The sequence below is a fragment of the Brachybacterium kimchii genome (genome assembly GCF_023373525.1).
Lineage (GTDB): Bacteria > Actinomycetota > Actinomycetes > Actinomycetales > Dermabacteraceae > Brachybacterium > Brachybacterium kimchii.
The window spans coordinates 2,441,834-2,459,169 of the sequence record NZ_CP097218.1 but is presented as its reverse complement, the minus strand read 5'-3'; the positions used below and the strand labels follow the sequence as shown (position 1 = coordinate 2,459,169).

The 17,336-nt window shown below is 74.6% G+C and carries 13 protein-coding genes; 9 read left to right on the top strand and 4 right to left on the bottom strand.

What is annotated here, in order from left to right; all coding sequences use genetic code 11:
- Positions 1–455: 455 nt before the first annotated feature.
- Together M4486_RS11435 and M4486_RS11430 are read left to right on the top strand one after the other, a co-directional pair.
- Entirely contained in the window at positions 456–1,820 is a 1,365-nt protein-coding gene (locus tag M4486_RS11435) for an aspartate kinase (protein ID WP_249477294.1), read from the top strand.
- A complete protein-coding gene (locus tag M4486_RS11430) occupies positions 1,817–2,980 on the top strand; it encodes an aspartate-semialdehyde dehydrogenase (protein ID WP_283257918.1) in 1,164 nt (387 codons plus the stop codon). The genes M4486_RS11435 and M4486_RS11430 overlap by 4 nt, the downstream gene beginning before the upstream one ends.
- 204 nt (positions 2,981–3,184) lie before the next feature.
- On the opposite strand, the gene M4486_RS11425 is transcribed toward M4486_RS11430, so the two are convergent.
- Positions 3,185–3,661, bottom strand: a complete 477-nt coding sequence (locus M4486_RS11425; RefSeq protein ID WP_249477292.1) for a pentapeptide repeat-containing protein — start codon at positions 3,659–3,661, stop codon at positions 3,185–3,187.
- Between the two features lie 256 nt (positions 3,662–3,917).
- Positions 3,918–5,030 (bottom strand): adenosine deaminase, encoded by a 1,113-nt coding sequence (locus M4486_RS11420; protein WP_249477290.1) that lies wholly within the window; start codon positions 5,028–5,030, stop codon positions 3,918–3,920.
- Between the two features lie 283 nt (positions 5,031–5,313).
- Between M4486_RS11420 and M4486_RS11415 the strand changes: the two genes are divergently transcribed.
- On the top strand, positions 5,314–6,699 hold the full coding sequence (locus M4486_RS11415) for an arginine deiminase (protein WP_249477288.1): 1,386 nt from the start codon (positions 5,314–5,316) through the stop codon (positions 6,697–6,699).
- A 43-nt stretch (positions 6,700–6,742) separates the two neighbouring features.
- Here M4486_RS11415 and M4486_RS11410 read toward each other — a convergent pair whose 3' ends face one another.
- Positions 6,743–8,098: a UDP-glucose dehydrogenase family protein gene (locus M4486_RS11410; RefSeq protein ID WP_283257917.1), complete on the bottom strand. Its 1,356-nt coding sequence runs from the start codon at positions 8,096–8,098 to the stop codon at positions 6,743–6,745.
- A gap of 301 nt (positions 8,099–8,399) precedes the next feature.
- Here M4486_RS11410 and M4486_RS11405 point away from each other — a divergent pair, with 301 nt between their 5' ends.
- Genes M4486_RS11405 through M4486_RS11395 form a run of 3 tightly spaced genes read left to right on the top strand, consistent with a single transcriptional unit; the run spans position 8,400 to position 10,022 of the window.
- Complete coding sequence (locus M4486_RS11405) at positions 8,400–9,023, top strand: RNA polymerase sigma factor (RefSeq protein WP_249477285.1); 624 nt, start codon at positions 8,400–8,402, stop codon at positions 9,021–9,023.
- Entirely contained in the window at positions 9,020–9,628 is a 609-nt protein-coding gene (locus M4486_RS11400) for an Asp23/Gls24 family envelope stress response protein (RefSeq protein WP_249477284.1), read from the top strand. Before M4486_RS11405 ends, M4486_RS11400 begins: the two co-directional genes overlap by 4 nt.
- Positions 9,618–10,022 (top strand): hypothetical protein, encoded by a 405-nt coding sequence (locus M4486_RS11395; RefSeq protein WP_249477283.1) that lies wholly within the window; start codon positions 9,618–9,620, stop codon positions 10,020–10,022. Before M4486_RS11400 ends, M4486_RS11395 begins: the two co-directional genes overlap by 11 nt.
- A 359-nt stretch (positions 10,023–10,381) precedes the next feature.
- Here the strand turns inward: M4486_RS11395 and M4486_RS11390 are convergent, their stop codons facing one another.
- Entirely contained in the window at positions 10,382–11,770 is a 1,389-nt protein-coding gene (locus M4486_RS11390) for a hypothetical protein (protein ID WP_249477282.1), read from the bottom strand.
- A gap of 431 nt (positions 11,771–12,201) precedes the next feature.
- Here M4486_RS11390 and M4486_RS11385 point away from each other — a divergent pair, with 431 nt between their 5' ends.
- Genes M4486_RS11385 through M4486_RS11375 form a run of 3 tightly spaced genes read left to right on the top strand, consistent with a single transcriptional unit; the run spans position 12,202 to position 17,319 of the window.
- Positions 12,202–13,308, top strand: a complete 1,107-nt coding sequence (locus M4486_RS11385; protein ID WP_249477281.1) for an AAA family ATPase — start codon at positions 12,202–12,204, stop codon at positions 13,306–13,308.
- 10 nt (positions 13,309–13,318) lie between these two features.
- Entirely contained in the window at positions 13,319–14,671 is a 1,353-nt protein-coding gene (locus M4486_RS11380; protein ID WP_249477280.1) for a DUF58 domain-containing protein, read from the top strand.
- Positions 14,668–17,319, top strand: coding sequence for a transglutaminase TgpA family protein (locus M4486_RS11375; RefSeq protein WP_249477279.1), 2,652 nt, complete (start codon positions 14,668–14,670; stop codon positions 17,317–17,319). Before M4486_RS11380 ends, M4486_RS11375 begins: the two co-directional genes overlap by 4 nt.
- Positions 17,320–17,336: the final 17 nt, after the last annotated feature.

The window sequence follows — 17,336 nt, the reverse complement described above, 5'->3', positions numbered from 1 at the left end:
CCTCACTGACACACGTTCGGCGAGATCAGCGGTGCGGCCGGGCCGTTCCGCACTCCGAGCGACGACCACCGAACCCCCGGAGAGCCAGCGAGACCGGCGACATCTTCCGTGAGACCACTCCGCATTCCGCACGGTGCCAGACCCGCTCCAGATCACCACGCCGCGTCCGCACCACCCACCCTCCCCACAGTCCGCTCCCCGGGCGACCCCGTGCCTCGTCGGCCGTCGGATCGTAGAATCGTCGACGGGTCCGCGCGCCGCGGGCCCGCGTTCCGTGCCCACCGTCGGTCGCGCGCTCCCGGACCGACGGCAGCGCGCACCCGCGCACCCGCGCTGACCTGGTGGAACACGTGCGCCCCGACTTTTCAGCGGGATCGGACGGTCCGTCGGCCACCACTGGCCGGCGATCCCGACGCCGACCGACCCCGTGACCGAGATGAAGGAGCCCGCACCCGATGAGCCTCGTCGTGCAGAAGTTCGGCGGTTCCTCCGTCGCCGACGCCGCTTCGGTGATCCGGGTGGCCTCCCGCATCGCCCAGTACGCGAAGGCCGGCCACGAGGTGGTCGTCGTGGTCTCCGCGATGGGCGACACCACCGACGACCTCATCGACCTCGCCGAGCAGGTCACGCCGAACCCGCCGCCGCGCGAGCTCGACATGCTGCTGACCGCCGGCGAGCGGATCTCGATGGCCGTGCTCTCGATGGCGCTGAACAACAGCGGCGTCGCCGCCCGCGCCTACACCGGCTCGCAGGCCGGCGTCATCACCGACGAGGTGCACGGCAAGGCCCTCATCCAGAAGGTCACACCGGGCCGCATCCGCAGCGCGCTGGATGCCGGGAACGTCGCGATCGTCGCCGGGTTCCAGGGCGTCTCGCAGAGCTCGAAGGACATCACGACACTGGGCCGCGGCGGCTCCGACACGACCGCCGTCGCGCTCGCCGCGGCGCTCGACGCCGACATCTGCGAGATCTACTCCGACGTCGACGGCGTCTTCACCGCCGACCCCCGCATCGTCCCCAGCGCCAGCCGCGTCCCCGTGATCTCCTGCGAGGAGATGCTGGACCTCGCCGCCAACGGCGCGAAGATCCTCATGGGACGCAGCGTCGAGTACGCCCGCCGCTACGGCGTCCCCCTGCATGTGCGCAGCTCGTTCTCCGGACGCCTGGGCACGATCGTCTCCGACGACGCCGAGCGCGAGGTCCCCGTGGACCCCGGCGTCACCGTCCGCATCGCCGATGTGCCGCACCTGGATGCGGCCGACCCCAGCAAGGAGCTGTCCGTGGACACCACCGACCCCGGCCTCGAGGCGCCGATCATCTCCGGCGTCACCCATGACCGCAGCGAGGGCAAGATCACCGTCGTCGAGGTGCCCGACCAGCCCGGCAAGGCCGCGCTGCTGTTCGACGTCGTCGCCTCCTCCGGCGCGAACATCGACATGATCGTGCAGAACTCCTCGACGACCGACGACACCGTCGCGATCTCCCTGACGCTCCCGGAGGCCGACTCCGACGTCGCCCTCGCCGCGATCGAGCAGGCGCGTGAGACGATCGGCTACTCCGAGGTGCGCTACAACAACCAGATCGGCAAGGTCTCCGTGGTGGGCGCCGGCATGAAGTCCTCCCCGGGGGTCTCGGCCACGCTGTTCCGCTCGCTCGGCGAGGCCGGCATCAACATCGACATGATCTCGACCTCGGAGATCCGCATCTCCGTGGTCACCGACATCTCGCGGCTGGACGACGCGGTGCGCGTCGTCCACAGCGCCTTCGGCCTGGACGCCGAGCAGACCGAGGCCGTGGTCTACGGAGGGACCGGACGATGACCAGCACCGACACCACCCGCAGCAACCCCACCGACGTCACCGCTGGCGGCCCCTTCGGCGCCCCCGTCACCGACGTCGACTTCACCGGCACGCCCGGCTATGCGGCCGACGGGCCCGTGATCGGCGTCGTCGGAGCCACCGGTCAGGTGGGCCGCGTGATGCTCGCCCTCCTCGCCGAGCGCGCCCTGCCGCACTCCGCCGTGCGCGCCTTCGCCTCCGCGCGCAGCGCCGGCAGCACCGTGCACTACGTCGGGCTCGACCTGGTCGTCGAGGACGCGGAGACCGCGGACCTTGAGACCTCGCCCGTGCACATCGCGATCTTCTCCGCGGGGGGATCGACCTCGAAGGCCCTCGCGCCGCGGTTCGCCGCGGCCGGCGCGGTCGTGGTCGACAACTCCTCCGCGTGGCGCAAGGACCCCGAGGTCCCGCTGGTCGTCTCCGAGGTGAACCCCGAGGCGATCGCCGATCGCCCCCGCGGCATCATCGCGAACCCGAACTGCACCACGATGGCCGCGATGCCCGCCCTGAAGGCCCTGCATTCCGTGGCCGGCCTCGCGCGCCTCAAGGTCGCCACCTACCAGGCGGTCTCGGGCTCCGGCGTCGCGGGCGTGAAGGAGCTCGCCGCGCAGGTCCGCGCCGCCGCCGACCATCTCGAGGAGCTCGCCCTGGACGGCTCGGCGGTCGAGCTGCCCGCGCCTGAGACCTACGTGAAGCCGATCGCCTTCAACGCTCTCGCCTACGCCGGCAACCTCGTCGAGGACGGCTCGGGCGAGACCGACGAGGAGCAGAAGCTGCGCAACGAGTCGCGCCGCATCCTGAACCTCCCGGACCTGCCCGTGGCCGGGACCTGCGTGCGTGTGCCCGTGTTCACCGGCCACAGCGTCGCGATCCACGCGGAGTTCGACGAGGCGATCACCCCCGAGCAGGCCCGCGAGGCCCTCGCGGACGCGCCCGGCGTGACCCTCGAGGACGTCCCCACGCCGCTCGAGGCGGCCGGCAAGGACGGCACCTTCGTGGGCCGCATCCGCCAGGACCAGTCCGTGCCCGACGGCAAGGGCCTCGTGCTCTTCGCCGTCTCGGACAATCTGCGCAAGGGCGCGGCGCTGAACGCCATCCAGATCGCCGAGCTCGTCGCCGCGGAGCGCTCCGGCCAGGCCTGATCGGCCAAGTATCCGACGGGTCCGACGGACCTGGCTGATTCAGCCGGCCGTCGGCATGTTCGGTGACCAGGTTCTATGACGTTTTCGCGCCGAGAATGACATAGATCCTGGTCATCGAGCGTCCGCCCGGTGGGCCGCGCGATCGACCACCGATCGCCGGCCCGATGGCCCACGCGAGCAGCCATCGGGACGACCCGGCCGTCGTCACCCGCTGACGCGGATCCCCAGATGGGCGGCGAAGTCCTCCGCCCAGGCCGTCGCCTGCGCCACGGAGACGACGGCGCCGCGCATGCCGCCGATGCCCGCGAGCGCACCCGTCTCCAGGCCGCGCAGGTCCACGTCCGCGAGGCGCGCGCCGGTGAAGGTCACCGTCTCGGCGCGGCAGTTCTCGAAGCAGACGCGCGTCGCATCGGCCTCGCCGAGGTCGAGCTCCGTGAGCGTGCAGTCGCGCAGCACCACGTCGACCAGGTGCGCGCCGCGCAGGTTCAGCCAGTCCAGCTTGCAGCCCGTGAGGACGACCGAGTCGAGGTCGGTGTCGAACAGCTCGAGCGCGCCGATCCGCGAGGCCGTGATCTCGGCGCCGTGCAGCGTGGCTCGGCCTGCCTTCAGGGCGGGGGCGTTCAAGCGCTCGATGCGCACTTCGGTGAGACGGGCGTCCTGCAGGTCGGTCTCGTGCGCCATGACGTCGACCAGCTCGCACTCGTCGAGCGCGAGCCCGTGCAGGTCTCGGCCGGAGACGTCGGCCCCGTCGAACCGCAGACCCTCGAGGGACGCGTAGGAGTCGAGGGCGTCGGCGGGGAGCCCTCGAGATCCCGCAGCACGAGCGGATCGATGCGGGGCGCGGCGACGGCGTCGGAGGCCCGTGCCGCCCCGCCGGAACGTGCCGCCCCGCCGGAACGTGCGGCACCGGGGGAGCGGGAGCCGCGGCGCGCGGCCATCAGAGCGCCTGCCCGGAGTCGCCGTCGGCCCGGGATTCGGCGGCGATCCGTGCGGCCTGGTAGGCGGACACGACGACCTCCTCGCGCAGGGCGCGGCGCTGCTCGCCGGGAGCGAAGCCGTTGTCCAGGCCGATCAGCGCCGCCTGCTCGAGCTCGTCGAGGCCCCAGGAGAAGGTGTCCACGATCCGCCCGAGCTCCCGACTGGTCCAGGTCCTGCTCATGAGGCGGTTGTCGGAGCTCACCGCGACCCGCATGCCCGCGCGCCGCAGCGCGTCGACGGGATGGGAGGGCATGTCAGCGAAGGCACCGGTCTGCAGGTTCGAGCTCGGGCAGACCTCGAGCACCACGCCGTCCTCGCGGACCCGTCGGGCCGTCGGACCGACCACGCCGGCGTCGATGTCGTCGATGAGGCGCACGCCATGGCCCAGGCGCTCGGCACCGCAGTCCAGGGCGTCGGCGATCGAATCGACCCCCGCGGCCTCCCCGGCGTGGATCGTCACGTGGACGCCGGCGGCGCGGGCCCGCTCGAGCTGCGGGCGGAAGCGGGAGGCGGGGAAGCCGTCCTCGGGGCCAGCGAGATCGATGCCGACGACTCCCCGGCCCTGGCGCGCGATCGCGAGGTCCACGATCTCCTCGCGCGGGGCGTTCTGGCGCATCTGGCAGAGGATCTGGCCGACGAGGATCCGGTCGCCCGCCGCCTCGACCTGCGCGGTGCCCTCGTCGAGGCCCGCCTGCACCGCGTCGACGGCCTCCTCCATGCTCAGCCCGCTCTCGAGGTGCTGCTCGGGGGCCCAGCGGGTCTCGGCGTAGACGACGCCGTCGGCCGCCATGTCCTCCACGAACTCGCGGGCCACGCGGCGCAGGGAGTCCGGGGTCTGCATCAGCTCGAGCACCCGCGCGAACGTCTCGAGGTAGCGGGGGAGCGAGCCGGAGTCAGCCGCGTCGGCGAACCAGTCGGCGATGCCCTCGGCGGTGGGCGCGGGCGGCTCGATGCCCAGCTCGCGCGAGAGGTCGAGGACGGTCTGCGGGCGCACACCGCCGTCGAGGTGGTCGTGCAGGACCCCCTTCGGCAGGGCGCGGAGGTCGAGATCGGAGGCGTCGGAGGCGGTCATCGCTTCTCCCGTGGGTGTGGTGGCGGATCGGACGGACCGGGCGGGGCTGCGCGGCGGATCGGAGGGCGGCGGGTCCAGTATCCCCGCCGGGGCGTCGGGGCCCTGTCGGAGTCCCCGGACGCCGGAGCGCTCGACGCAGGGTCGCCTCCGGCGAAGTCCTCCCGATCCCGGCCCCGATGCGCGATCATGCCAGGAGCGCCCGACGTCCGACGCCGTCCCCGACGGCGACGCCGCCGCCATGCCGCTCGGCGCCGAGCGGCACCATCGATCCGTGGGAGGCACCATGCCCGAACGTCCCGTCGAGACCGCGCACGGCGCCGCCCCGTCGGCCGATCCCTCCCGCGGCCGTGCCCCGTCGGCCGATCCCTCCCGCGGCCGTGCCCCGTCGGCCGACCCCTCCCGCGGCGGCACCACGTCGGCCGATCCCGCGCCCGCCCGCACCGGTGTCCACTCCGAGGTGGGCCGGCTGCGGAAGGTGCTCGTGTGCCGGCCCGGGCTCGCCCACGAGAGGCTCACCCCCTCCACGAGCGACGAGCTGCTGTTCGACGACGTCATGTGGGTCGAGGCCGCTCAGCGCGACCACGCGGACTTCGTCGAGACCATGACCTCGCGCGGCGTCGAGGTGCTCGAGCTGCACGACCTGCTCGGCGAGGCCATGGACATGCCCGAGGCCCGCGCGTGGCTGCTGGACCGCAAGGTGATCGCCAACCGCGTGGGCCTGGGGCTCGTGGACGCGACCCGCAGCAGCCTCGACGCGCTCGAGGGGCCCGAGCTCGCGCGCGTCCTCATCGGCGGCATGGCCACGACGGAGCTGCCCGGCGAGCTGCGCACCGCCTACGCGAACCTCGCGCGCGAGTCCGTGGGCACCCCCGAGTACCTGCTGCCGCCGCTGCCCAACACCCTGTTCACGCGCGACACCACCTGCTGGATCGGCGACGGCCTCACCCTGAACCCGCTGTACTGGCCGGCCCGCAAGGACGAGACCCTGCTCATGCAGGCCCTCTACCGCTTCCATCCCGAGCTCTCCGGCTCGCGCGTGTGGTGGGGCGACGCCGAGCGGGACTGGGGGCAGGCGACCCTCGAGGGCGGCGACGTGATGCCCGTGGGCAACGGGACGCTGCTGATCGGCATGAGCGAGCGCAGCTCCCGGCAGGCCATCACCCAGCTCGCCTCCGCGCTCTTCGCGGCCGGCGCCGTGGAGCGGATCGTCGTCGCGGGGATGCCGCGGCTGCGGGCCGCCATGCACCTGGACACCGTGTTCACCTTCGCCGACCGCGACCTCGCGACCGTGCACCCGGCGATCGTCGACGGCATCCACGCCTTCACCATCCGCCCGGCCGACAACCCCCTGGGCATGGAGGTGCGCGACGAGGGCGAGCGCCGCTTCGTGGACGTGGTCGCCGAGGCCATGGGCCTGAAGCGGCTGCGCACCGTCGCGACGGCGGGCGATCTCTACGCCTCCGAGCGCCAGCAGTGGGACAGCGGCAACAACGCCGTCGCCCTCGAGCCGGGAGTCGTCATCACCTACGACCGCAACACCCAGACCAATGCCGCCCTGCGCGACGCCGGCGTCGAGGTGCTGACGATCCGCGGCGCCGAGCTGGGCCGCGGCCGCGGCGGCGGGCACTGCATGACCTGCCCGATCGTGCGCGACCCCGTCGACTGGTGAGGCTCGGCATCGACGGGTGAGGTTCGGCGCCGACGGGTGAGGCTCAGCGCCGACCGAGTCCGGACGCGTCCCAGCCGGCCCGTCGCCACGCCGCGAGATCGAGCACGTTGCGGCCGTCGATGAGACGCCTCGCGGCGACGAGCGTGCCGGCCCGTGCCGGGTCCAGCTCCCGGTAGAGCGGCCATTCGGTGAGCAGCAGCACGAGCTCGGCCCCCGCGAGGGCCTCCTCGACGTCCTCGATCGCGTGCAGAGAGGGGAAGCGGGCCCGCACGTTCGCGAGCGCGGCCGGGTCGGTGATGGAGACGTCGGCCCCCTCGCCGACCAGGCGCACCGCGATGTCCAGGGCGGGGGAGTCGCGCACGTCGTCCGTGTCGGGCTTGAAGGCGGCGCCGAGCACCGCGACGCGTCGGCCCTCGAGGCTGTCGCCGAGGGCGGCGCGGGCGCGGCGCAGCATGTACTCCCGCCGCCCCGTGTTGATCGCGTCGATGTCGCGCAGGAACGCGAAGGAGTCGACGGCGCCGAGCTCGCCCGCCCGGGAGATCAGGCCGCGCAGGTCCTTGGGCAGGCAGCCGCCGCCGAAGCCCACGCCGGCGCGCAGGAACTTCCGGCCGATCCGGTCGTCCATGCCGATCGCCTCGGCGACGTCGGCGACGTCCGCGCCGGTGATGTCGCACAGCTCGGAGATCGCGTTGATGAAGGAGATCTTCGTGGCCAGGAACGAGTTCGCCGAGACCTTCACGAGCTCGGCCGATTCGAGCGAGTACACCTTGCGCGGGATGCTCGTGGCCAGCATCGGCGCATACACGCGGTCCAGCAGGGCGACCTCGTGCTCGGCCTCGGCGCCCGCGGGATCGGCGAGGCCGTAGACGAGCCGGTCGGGGCGCAGGGTGTCGGAGACCGCGAAGCCCTCGCGCAGGAACTCGGGGTTCCACACCACTGTGGCCCCGGCGATCCCGGCCACGCGCGCGTGCAGGCGGCGGGCGGTGCCCACGGGGACCGTGGACTTCCCGGCGATGAGCGTCCGCGCCCCGCCGCGCGCCGCGAGCAGCGGGACCAGGGAGTCCAGCGCCGACTCGATCATGCCGAGGTCCGCGCCCAGGCCGTCGGCCCGCTGCGGGGTGCCGAGCGCCAGGAAGTGGACGTCGGCCCCGGCGAGATCCGCGTAGTCGGTGGTGAAGGTGAGACGGCCGGAGGCCACGGTGCGCGTGAGCAGCTCGGCGAAGCCCGGCTCGTGGAACGGCGGACGCGCCGCGCTCAGCGCGGCGACCCGCTGCGCGTCCACGTCGAGCCCGATCACGCGGTGCCCCAGCTCGGCCATGGCCGCCGCGTGGACGGCGCCGAGATATCCGCAGCCGATCACGGAGACCGTGAGGGGCGGGAGCGATCCGGGGGTGTTCACAGGGCAGGGGCCTCTCGCCGACGGGACGGGGACGATGCGCACGGCCAGGTTGCCCGGCCGTCATGGAGCGCAGGGGAAGCCGCCGGTGACGGTCGTCCGGCGCGCACATGAACTCTCACGTCGCGCCGTGTGGTGCACATCACCGGTTCGAGGTGTGAGGATCGGGCGTGGGGTGACGTCCTTCCTCTGGTGCCTCTCACGGCGAGCCCTCCGGGGCGGGTCGCGACGGGCGCCGGGCCGACCGGTAGGACGGCCGGAGGAACGACCGGCATGACCAGGACGAACGATGAAGGAGCGGCGGGTGAGCGAGGCCTCCCAGGAGCGGCGCATGGATGAGCGCACCCTCGTGCTGCGCGCCCAGGACGGCGACGTGGACGCCTTCGAGGTGCTCATCGACCGGCACCAGTCCGCCCTGCTGCGTCTGGCATCGGCGACGCTGCGCAACCGCGCCGACGCCGAGGACGTCGTCCAGGAGACCCTGCTGACCGCGTGGCGGCGACTGCACCTGCTGCAGGACCCGGACGCGTTCCGTTCCTGGCTGCTGCAGATCTGCGCCCGCCGGTCGACGGACGTGGTGCGGCGCAGCGCGCGGCGCGGCACCGACCCCCTCGCCCCGGAGGTCTTCCCCGAGCAGCCGGGCGTGGGCGGGAGCGTGGGCCCCGTCGGCTCCGGCAGCGGCGGGACGAACGCGGGCGGCCACGGCGACCCGTTCGACGCGGTCGTGGTCGACGCCCAGATGCGCACGCTGCGGCAGCTGCTGGACGGCCTCGAGGAGAGCCAGCGGGAGTGCTGGGTGCTGCGCGAGATCGACGGGCTGGGCTATGCGGAGATCGCCTCCGCGCTGGACCTGCCGGAGTCCACCGTGCGCGGCCGCCTGGCCCGTGCCCGCGCGCACATCATCGCGAGGATGGAGGAGTGGAGGTGAGCATGCAGACGCCTCAGGAGCACGAGGAGAACGAGCAGGGCGCGCGTTCTCCCGGGAACGGCGCGACGAACGCGCCCGTCGAGCACGAACTGCCCGTCGAGACCGCGGAGCAGTCGGCCGCATACGACAGCCTGATCCGCTCGGCCCACGAGGAATGGGCGGCTCTGGAGAAGTCCGGCGATCCCAGCGTGTCCGTGTCCTCCGGGTCGCTCGCCGCGCTCAAGCGGTCCGTGCGCGCCGAAGTGCGCCGGGGAGCGCAGGTCGAGGTCCCGCCCACCGGGCGCGGCCCGATGTCGGTCTCCGAGCTCACCCTGCACACGGTGCTGCGGCGGGCCGTGGACACGGTGCCGGACGCGCGCAGCCTGCGCGCCCTTGTCGAGTACGAGGAGGAGGACGCCGGCTCGCACGGCGGCCGATCCGGCGAGAGGGGGATGCCGCGCGCGGTGACGCTGCGGATCTCCGTCCAGCTGGGCAGCCCCGGTGCGCGCGACCTCCCGCGCCTGGCCGAGGACGTGCGCAGCGCCGCCGCGGCCGCGCTGCACCGCGACCTCGGCATCGACCCCGTCCGCATCGACGTGCACATCGAGGACCTCCATGACCAGTGACAGCACCCGCATCAGCGAAGACGCCCCCGCCGCGACAGGCGCGGCCGACGCGACCGGCCGGGCCGGAGAGCGCGCGAGCAGGAGGAGCACCGGCGTCCTCACCGACGACCTCGTGCAGGCCGTGCTCGCCGTGCCGGGCGTCGGCGGTCTCGAGCCCGGCGTGACGAGCACGCTGCGGGCGCTCGATGCCCGGCTGCGGCGCCGGCCGGAGGCCGTCGCCCGCTACGGCCTGCACCTCGAGGAGGAGCAGGCCCGGGTGGTCGTCGAGGTCGGCCTGCGCACCCAGGAGCCGCTGCGGCAGGTCGTCGAGGACCTGCAGGCGACGGTCGCCGAGGTGCTCGAGGACGCCGGCCACGGGGGCCTCGAGGTGCTGGTGCGCGTGCAGTCCGCCTGAGAAGAGCGGACACACAGGAGTCCGTCGCCGCTCGCAGGGGGTGCGAGCGGCGACGGCAGGCACGGGTCCATGCGGACGCGCGGGTGTGCGCGTCGGATCGGACCCGGCCGCTTCCGGGGGGAACGCCCGGTGCTCGGGGGAGCACCGGGCGCTCGGGGGAGCCCCGGGGACACGGGATGACCCGGAGCACGGGGACGCCCGGACCCCGGGGGAGCCCCGGGACCACGGGGAGCGAGGGGGACAGGGACCCGCGAGGGGATCGAGGGAGAACAGGGCTCTCGGCGCGCAGGTGGGCGTGCCGGGGGCCCTGAGTCATGCCCTGCCGATGGGCCGATGAGCCGACGGGCCGACGGGCCCGGTCAGCGGCGGGCGCGGCGGCCGTGACCGTCGGCGGCCGCGCTCCGTCGGCGCAGCAGGACGACGGCGACGCCCACGGCGCCCAGCAGCACGAGCCCCGCACCGCTCACGGCGAGCGCCGGGCCGATCCCGGCGCCGTCGCGGGAGGACGCCGCGCGGGCCGACGCATCCTCCGCGTCGCCCTCACGTCCGCCGGAGGAGGACACAGGATGTCCATCGGCCGAGCGGCCGTCGCCCCCGCCGCCGCCCTGATCGCTCGCAGCGCCCGCGTCCTCGCCGCGCTCCTCGTCTGCCTGCGCATCATCGGTGCTGCTGCCCGAGGAGTCCTCTGACGCCTGATCGGCCGAACCGCCCGCTCCGGAACCCTCGGCGCTTCCGTCCTCGTCCGCATCGGATCCCGCGGCTCCTGCGCCGGACGAGGCGTCGCCGTCGGAGGCATGCGAGGAACCATCGGCCCGGTCAGTGCCGGAACCGTCCTCACCCGCGTCCGCGGCGTCGTGGCCAGCGGAGCCGGCGCCGTCCTCGGACTCCTCGGCCGAGGCACCCGCACCGGAGGACGAACCTCGACCCGAGCCGGCATCGTGCGAGGCCGAGTCGTCGGAGTCGTTGGAGTCGTCGCCGGAACCGCTGTGGCCGGTGCCGCCGGAGCCGTTGGCGCCGCCGGAGCCGCCGGAGTCGTTCGACGTGCCGGAGCCGCCGGACGACGCCTCGTCGGACCCGTCGGCATCGTCCGCGGAGCCCGAGTCCCCGTCGGTCGAGCCGTCGCCGCTCGAGGAACCCGAGCCCGCGCCGGAGGCATCGTCGGAGTCGTCCGCGCCGGAGGACCCGGAGCCCGAGGAGCCGTCATCGCCGGATCCGCTGCCCGACTCCGAGCCGTCGCCCGCGTCGCCGCCGCCGTCCGACGACCCCGAGCCGCTTCCGGCGTCGTCGCCGGAGTCTCCGGCGTCGGAGCCTCCATCAGCCCCGCTCCCGGACCCGTCGGACCCGTCGGACCCGCTGTCGTCGGTCCCCGACGCGCCGTCCCCGCCCACGTGCACGCGCACCGAGCCGGACTCGCTGCTGTCGCGGCCCTCGAGCGTGATGCGCACGTCGCCGGAGTCGGGGAGCGCGACGCTCGTGCGGACCGTGCCGTCGGCCTCGACCGCGACCGGACCGGTGGTGGTCGTGCGGTCTCCCACGATGTTCACGTCGACCGAGGTCGTGGAGTCGGAGAACCCGCAGGCCTGGACCTGCACGCTGTCCCCGGGGGAGACGTCCTCCGGGTCCGCCACCACGGTGAGCGCGCTGCACACCGCGGGGAGCTGCGCGGCCTGGGCCTGGGCGGGCAGGAGCAGGCAGGGGAGCAGCACCGCGGCGCCCACGGCGCCGATGCGGCGTCGTCCCTGGGGCACGTGGTCGTCCTCCTCGCGGGCGGTCCTGGCCCTGTGCTGCTCGACTTCTGATGGCTGTGCGGCCCGTCGCCGCTGCGTCCCGGTCGGTGCCGGGCGGGTCCGCCGGTCCCGGCTCGCATCGGCCGGTTCCTGCTGTGCCGCGCCTGTGGCGCGACTGCGCGGTGCGTGTGCACCGGCCGGGAACTCTGGTCGGCCCGCGGGCCGCTCCGTAGAATCTATGAACAGGACAGCATCCGTGCGCGTCGGACCGGGCCAAGGTCTGGCAAACATGTGGTCCGGGTCCATGCATGCCTGTGCATCGGCGCACGGATGGGTGCGTGGGACGGACCGCAGTGGTCGACTGTGCGCTTCGTGCCCGCCCCGCGGGCCCCGACTCCCGTCGGGACGCGACGTCGCGCGGAGCGTCCGACGTCCGCGAACGAGGAGAGCAGATGACACAGAGCCCGATCAGGACCGCGGACAGCTCCGCGCCCGACGGCCCCGGCCCCACGGGTCGCCGTCGAGCGACCGGCGCGGCCGACGGGACCCCCGGAACGGACGGGCCCGACGGGACCGGCGCGTCCGACGCCCCGCTCTCCCCGGCGACCCTCGAGGAGATCGCCGCCACCGCGCGCGACGTCGTCGACGAGATCTCGACGGTCGTCGAGGGCAAGGCCGACGCCGCGTCGCTCGCCGTGATGGTGCTGCTCGCCGGCGGCCACGTGCTCGTCGAGGACGTCCCCGGCACCGGCAAGACCATGCTCGCGAAGTCCCTGGCCGCGGCGCTCGGCGCCGACCGCCACCGCATCCAGTTCACGCCCGACCTGCTGCCCGGCGACGTCACCGGCGCGAGCATCTTCGACCAGGCCGCGGGCCGCTTCGAGTTCCGCCCGGGCGCCGTGTTCACGCAGGTCCTGCTGGCCGACGAGATCAACCGCGCCTCCCCGAAGACCCAGTCCGCGCTGCTCGAGGCGATGGAGGAGCGGCAGGTCAGCGTCGACGGCCAGACCTACGCCCTGCCCGAGCCGTTCATGGTGGTCGCGACCGCGAACCCCGTGGAGATGGAGGGCACCTATCGCCTGCCCGAGGCGCAGCGCGACCGCTTCCTCGCCCAGATGACCATGGGGTATCCGGTGGCCTCGGCCGAGGCGCGCATGCTCTCCGCCCAGGCCGGGCCCGTGCCCGACGGCGACCGCGAGCTCGTGGACTCCGTGCGCGCCCGCACCGATCCCGCGACGATCGCGGCGTACGTGCGCGCGATCCGTCGGGTCCACGCCGCGCCCGCGCTCGTCGAGTACGCGGTGCGCCTCGCGGCCGCGACCCGGGAGCATCCGCGCAGCGTGCTCGGCGCCTCGCCGCGCGCCGGCGTGCACCTGCTGCGCGCCGCGAAGGCCCACGCCGCGATGGGCGCCCGCGGCTACGTCGAGCCCGGCGACCTGCGCGCCGTGATCAGCCCCGTGTGGCGCCACCGCCTGCACCTCAGCCCCGGCGCGCTGTCCCGCGGCGCCACGGCCGACGACGTGCTCGAGGACGTGCTCGCGCAGGTCCCGGTGGCCTGATGGGGAGCGCATGATGGCGGCCGCGACGGTCGGTGCGGCGGGTGCGGCAGGTGCGACCGGAGCGACGGCCGCGGTCGGGACCTCGGGCGGGGTCGGCGCGGCGAGCGCCCGCGCCCGGCGCACCCGGATCCGCCCGACGGCCCGCGGCGCCTGCCTGCTGGTGGTCGCCGTGCTCCTGTGGGCCGGCGGGGAGATCACCGGACTGGCCGCCGGCCGCCTGATCGGCATCGCCCTCGTGCTCGCGCTGCTGCTGTCCCTGGCCGCGGTGCTCCTGCTGCGCATCGGACTCGGGCTCTCGCGGCGCGTGCTCGACGAGGCCGTGACCGCGGGCGCTCCCGCCCGCGTGGACCTGCGCCTGCTGCCCTCCGCGTTCGCCGCCCGCGTGCCGCTGGGCACCGGGACCGTGACCGCGCAGCTGCCCGCGGGCCTCGGCGGGCCCGGCGACCTCCGGCTCGCCCCGCGCATGCCCCACCACGTGCAGGTCGGCGGGCGCGGCATCCACGAGCTCGGCCCCTGCCTGATCCGCCTGCGCGACCCCTTCGGCCTCCTGCAGCTCGGCGCGCGCGTGGAGCTGGGCGGCCGCATCGTCGGCCTGCCCGTCGTCGAGCCCGTCGACGATGCCGGCACCAGCCGGATCGGCATCGGGCGACGCGATCTCGAGAGCGCCGGCGCGGCGATCGGCAGCGGGGAGCTCGGCGTGATCCCGCGGCCCTACGCGCCGGGCGACGACATGCGCCGCATCCACTGGCGGGCGAGCGCCCGCGCGGGACGCCTGATGACCCGCGAGGAGGAGCCGCCCCGCAGCGAGGGCGCGGTGATCGTCCTGGACACGCGCCTGCCGCGCGACGCCGAGGGCGACGAGGTGGGCGCCGAGCGGCGCGACCCGGTGCAGGACAGGATCCTCGACCATGCCGCATCCCTGCTGGTCAGCCTCGCCTCCCACGGCTGGGAGACCCGCGTCGTGGACGCCGACGGCGACGAGATCACCCGCATGGCCGGACGCGCCGGCGGGGCCTCCCCGCTGGATGCGGAGGCCGGCGCGATCGGCGTGCGCGCCGCCCTCATCGACCTCGCGGGCGTGGGCTTCGGCGACGCCCAGCAGGAGAGGGAGAAGCCGGTCGCCCTCGACCACGCCTCCGGCCGGGTGGACCTCGCGATCGCGCTCGGCCCCGACCACGGCGACCCCTTCAGCGCCCTCGAGCTGGACCGCTTCGCGGCCCGCGCCCCGCAGCGCACCGCGATCGCCGTGCGCCCCGCCGCGGCCGGCGACGAGCGGGTGCGCAGCGCCCACGACGGCACCTGGTTGCGCCTGGACGCCCCGGCCGACGCCCGCCTCACCGACGTCCTCGAGGCCGGATCATGAGCGCCCCCGCGCCCGCCCCTACGGCCGGCCCCGGCAACCGCGGATCGGAGGCTCAGGCGCCCACGCGCACGCCCCTCGAGGCCCTGCGTGCAAAGCTCCTGTCGGGCCCCGTGCGGATGAGCCTCGTGCTCGCCGTCACGGTGGTGCTCGCCGCGATCCCCCTCTCGCAGCTGCTCGACGGCGCCGACTGGTTCACCCTGCCCCTCGGTGCGGCGGTCGTCGTCGGCGGCCTCGGGGCGCTCGTGCGGGCGTTCTCCCCGCGCCGGATGCGCGCGCTCCCCGTGCAGGTCGTGGGCCTGGTGCTGCTGTGCGTGGGGGTCGAGGCGGTCACCGGCGCGCTGCCCGTGGGCGGCCCGGCGGCGCTCGTGACCGGTCAGGTGGACGTGATCCGCCAGGGCGTGAGCATCCTCTTCCAGGCGCAGGCGCCGCTGGTCCTGGCGCCCTCCTCGCGCATCGTGGTGCTCGCCCTCATCGGGCTCGTGGTGCTCGCGCTGGACATCCTCTGCGTCGAGGGCGGCTGGCACATGGTCACCGCGCTGATCCTGCTCGGGTTCATGCTCGTGCCCGCCCTCATGCGGCCCGACGGCGGCGGCTTCGCGAGCATCGTCGGCCCGATCCTCGCCGCGCTCGCCGTCCTCGCCGTGAGCGGCCTCCCGGATCGGTCGGGTCCGCGCAGGCCACGCGGGAAGGGGGCCGACGGGGGCCAGACGGCCGACGGGGGCAAGAGGTCCGACGCAGGACAGACGGCCGATCGCGGCCACGGTGCGCAGTCCGGCGCGGCAGGCCCCGCGGGGTCCGGCGCCGCCGGGGACCGCATCGGCCGACGCGCCGCGCTGGGCCTGTTCGGCGCGGGCGCGGTGGCCGTCGCGACCCCGGCGGTCTCCGCCGTGCTGCCGCGCGCCCAGGACCCCGTGTTCCCGATCGACCTCGACCGCATCAACGCCTGGCAGGGGCGCGCCGGCGCGCTCGGCGGGGCCATGATCGATGACTCCGTGTCCGTGCGCCGCAACCTCATGCAGGGCCGCGAGCGCGAGATGCTGCGCATGACGACCGACGTGGCGCAGCCCGGCTACCTGCGTCTGCAGGCCCTCACCCAGTTCGACGGCCAGAGCTTCCAGGCCGGCAAGCAGCGCGGATCGACCTCCCGGACCACCTCCGAGTCGTTCTCCGACCGACGCCTCGCCTCCTCCCGGCCCGACGGCGACCCCGTCTACGACCTGCACATCACCGAGCTGATCGGCGACCGCCTGCCCACGCCGTTCCCGATCCGCTGGACCGACGCCGGGGACTCCGCCGAGCTCGCGCGCACGGGAGCCAGCAACGGCGAGCTCGTGGTCGACGGGGGAGCCCGGGACCTCTCCGGCATGCGCTACTCGGTCGCCGTGGACGGGACCACGTTCGGCCCCGACGAGCTGCGCCGGGTCTCCGACGCGGACATGCGGATCCCCTACGACAACGGGTATGTGGACGTCAGCTCGACCCCGTCGATCCACGCGCTCGCCACCGAGATCTCGCAGCAGGCCGATTCCGAGGCCGCCTACGACGTCGCCAGGGCGCTCGCCGCCTACTTCCACGAGAACTTCGAGTACTCGCTCACGGTCACCTCGAAGCCCGGCGAGAACCCGATCGACGCCTTCCTCGCCGAGCGCGTGGGCTACTGCGAGCAGTTCGCCGCCACGTTCGCGCTGGTCATGAACGACCTGAAGTTCCCCACGCGCGTGAGCATCGGCTTCACCGCGGGCGAAGTCGACGGGGACGCGCGCACGATCACCAACCACCACGCGCACGCCTGGCCCGAGACCTGGTTCGGTCCCGACCACGGCTGGGTGCGCTTCGAGCCCACGCCCGCCGCGGCCGACAACGGCGTCTCGAGCCCGACCTTCGCCTCGGACGCGCCCGACCCGGACGAGAGCGCCGAGGACACCCCCAGCAGCGAGGCCTCCCCGGCAGAGGACACCACGAGCGCCGACGAGGAGACCACCGAGGCCGAGACCACCACGGAGGACGCCTCCTCATCGAGCGAGAGCAGCTCCGCGAGCGACGACGGTGCAGGTCCGGCCGCCGTCGTCCCCTGGTGGGGATGGGGCCTGGGCGGCGTCGGCGTCGCCGGGGCCCTCGTCGGCGGGGGCGCGCTCGCCCGTTCGGGCGTGCGGCGCCGCGCGCTGGCCGCGCGCGAGCAGCGCTGGGCGCAGCTGGACGCGTCGCAGGCCGCCGAGCTCGCCTGGTCCGACGTGGTGCGCGCCGTCGACTACCGCGCGTGGGCGCTCCACCTGCTGGGCTGGAGCCGGCTCTACGGCAAGGACCCCGTGGTGCTCGAGCTCGATGCGGCCCTGCCGCCCGGTGAGGCGCTGACCAGCCTGCTGGACTATGCCGAGACGGCGGGACTGGAGGTGCCCGACGGGACCCGCGAGGCGGCCGCGCGGATCGCCGCCGCGGTCACCGCGGCGCGGTACGCCCCCACGTCGACGGCGGGGGACGCGACGTCAGGGAAGGTGGGAGCCGTGGGGCAGGGTGAGGCCGAACCCGAGGGCGAGGGCCCTCGGGCTCGACGGGAGGCGCAGGGCCTGCGCGAGGATGCGGATGCGGTGCGTGCTGTGGTGCTCTCCCGCGGCCAGCGGCGGCCCGGGAGCGACGATCATCAGGACTGATGCCTCGTCGTCGCCGG

Excerpts from the sequence above, each read along its gene's own strand:
- M4486_RS11435 (WP_249477294.1), top strand. The coding sequence starts at position 456 with ATGAGCCTCGTCGTGCAGAAGTTCGGCGGTTCCTCCGTCGCCGACGCC.
- M4486_RS11430 (WP_283257918.1), top strand. The coding sequence starts at position 1,817 with ATGACCAGCACCGACACCACCCGCAGCAACCCCACCGACGTCACCGCT.
- M4486_RS11425 (WP_249477292.1), bottom strand. The coding sequence starts at position 3,661 with ATGGCGCACGAGACCGACCTGCAGGACGCCCGTCTCACCGAAGTGCGC.
- M4486_RS11420 (WP_249477290.1), bottom strand. The coding sequence starts at position 5,030 with ATGACCGCCTCCGACGCCTCCGATCTCGACCTCCGCGCCCTGCCGAAG.
- M4486_RS11415 (WP_249477288.1), top strand. The coding sequence starts at position 5,314 with ATGCCCGAACGTCCCGTCGAGACCGCGCACGGCGCCGCCCCGTCGGCC.
- M4486_RS11395 (WP_249477283.1), top strand. The coding sequence starts at position 9,618 with ATGACCAGTGACAGCACCCGCATCAGCGAAGACGCCCCCGCCGCGACA.
- M4486_RS11385 (WP_249477281.1), top strand. The coding sequence starts at position 12,202 with ATGACACAGAGCCCGATCAGGACCGCGGACAGCTCCGCGCCCGACGGC.
- M4486_RS11380 (WP_249477280.1), top strand. The coding sequence starts at position 13,319 with ATGATGGCGGCCGCGACGGTCGGTGCGGCGGGTGCGGCAGGTGCGACC.
- M4486_RS11375 (WP_249477279.1), top strand. The coding sequence starts at position 14,668 with ATGAGCGCCCCCGCGCCCGCCCCTACGGCCGGCCCCGGCAACCGCGGA.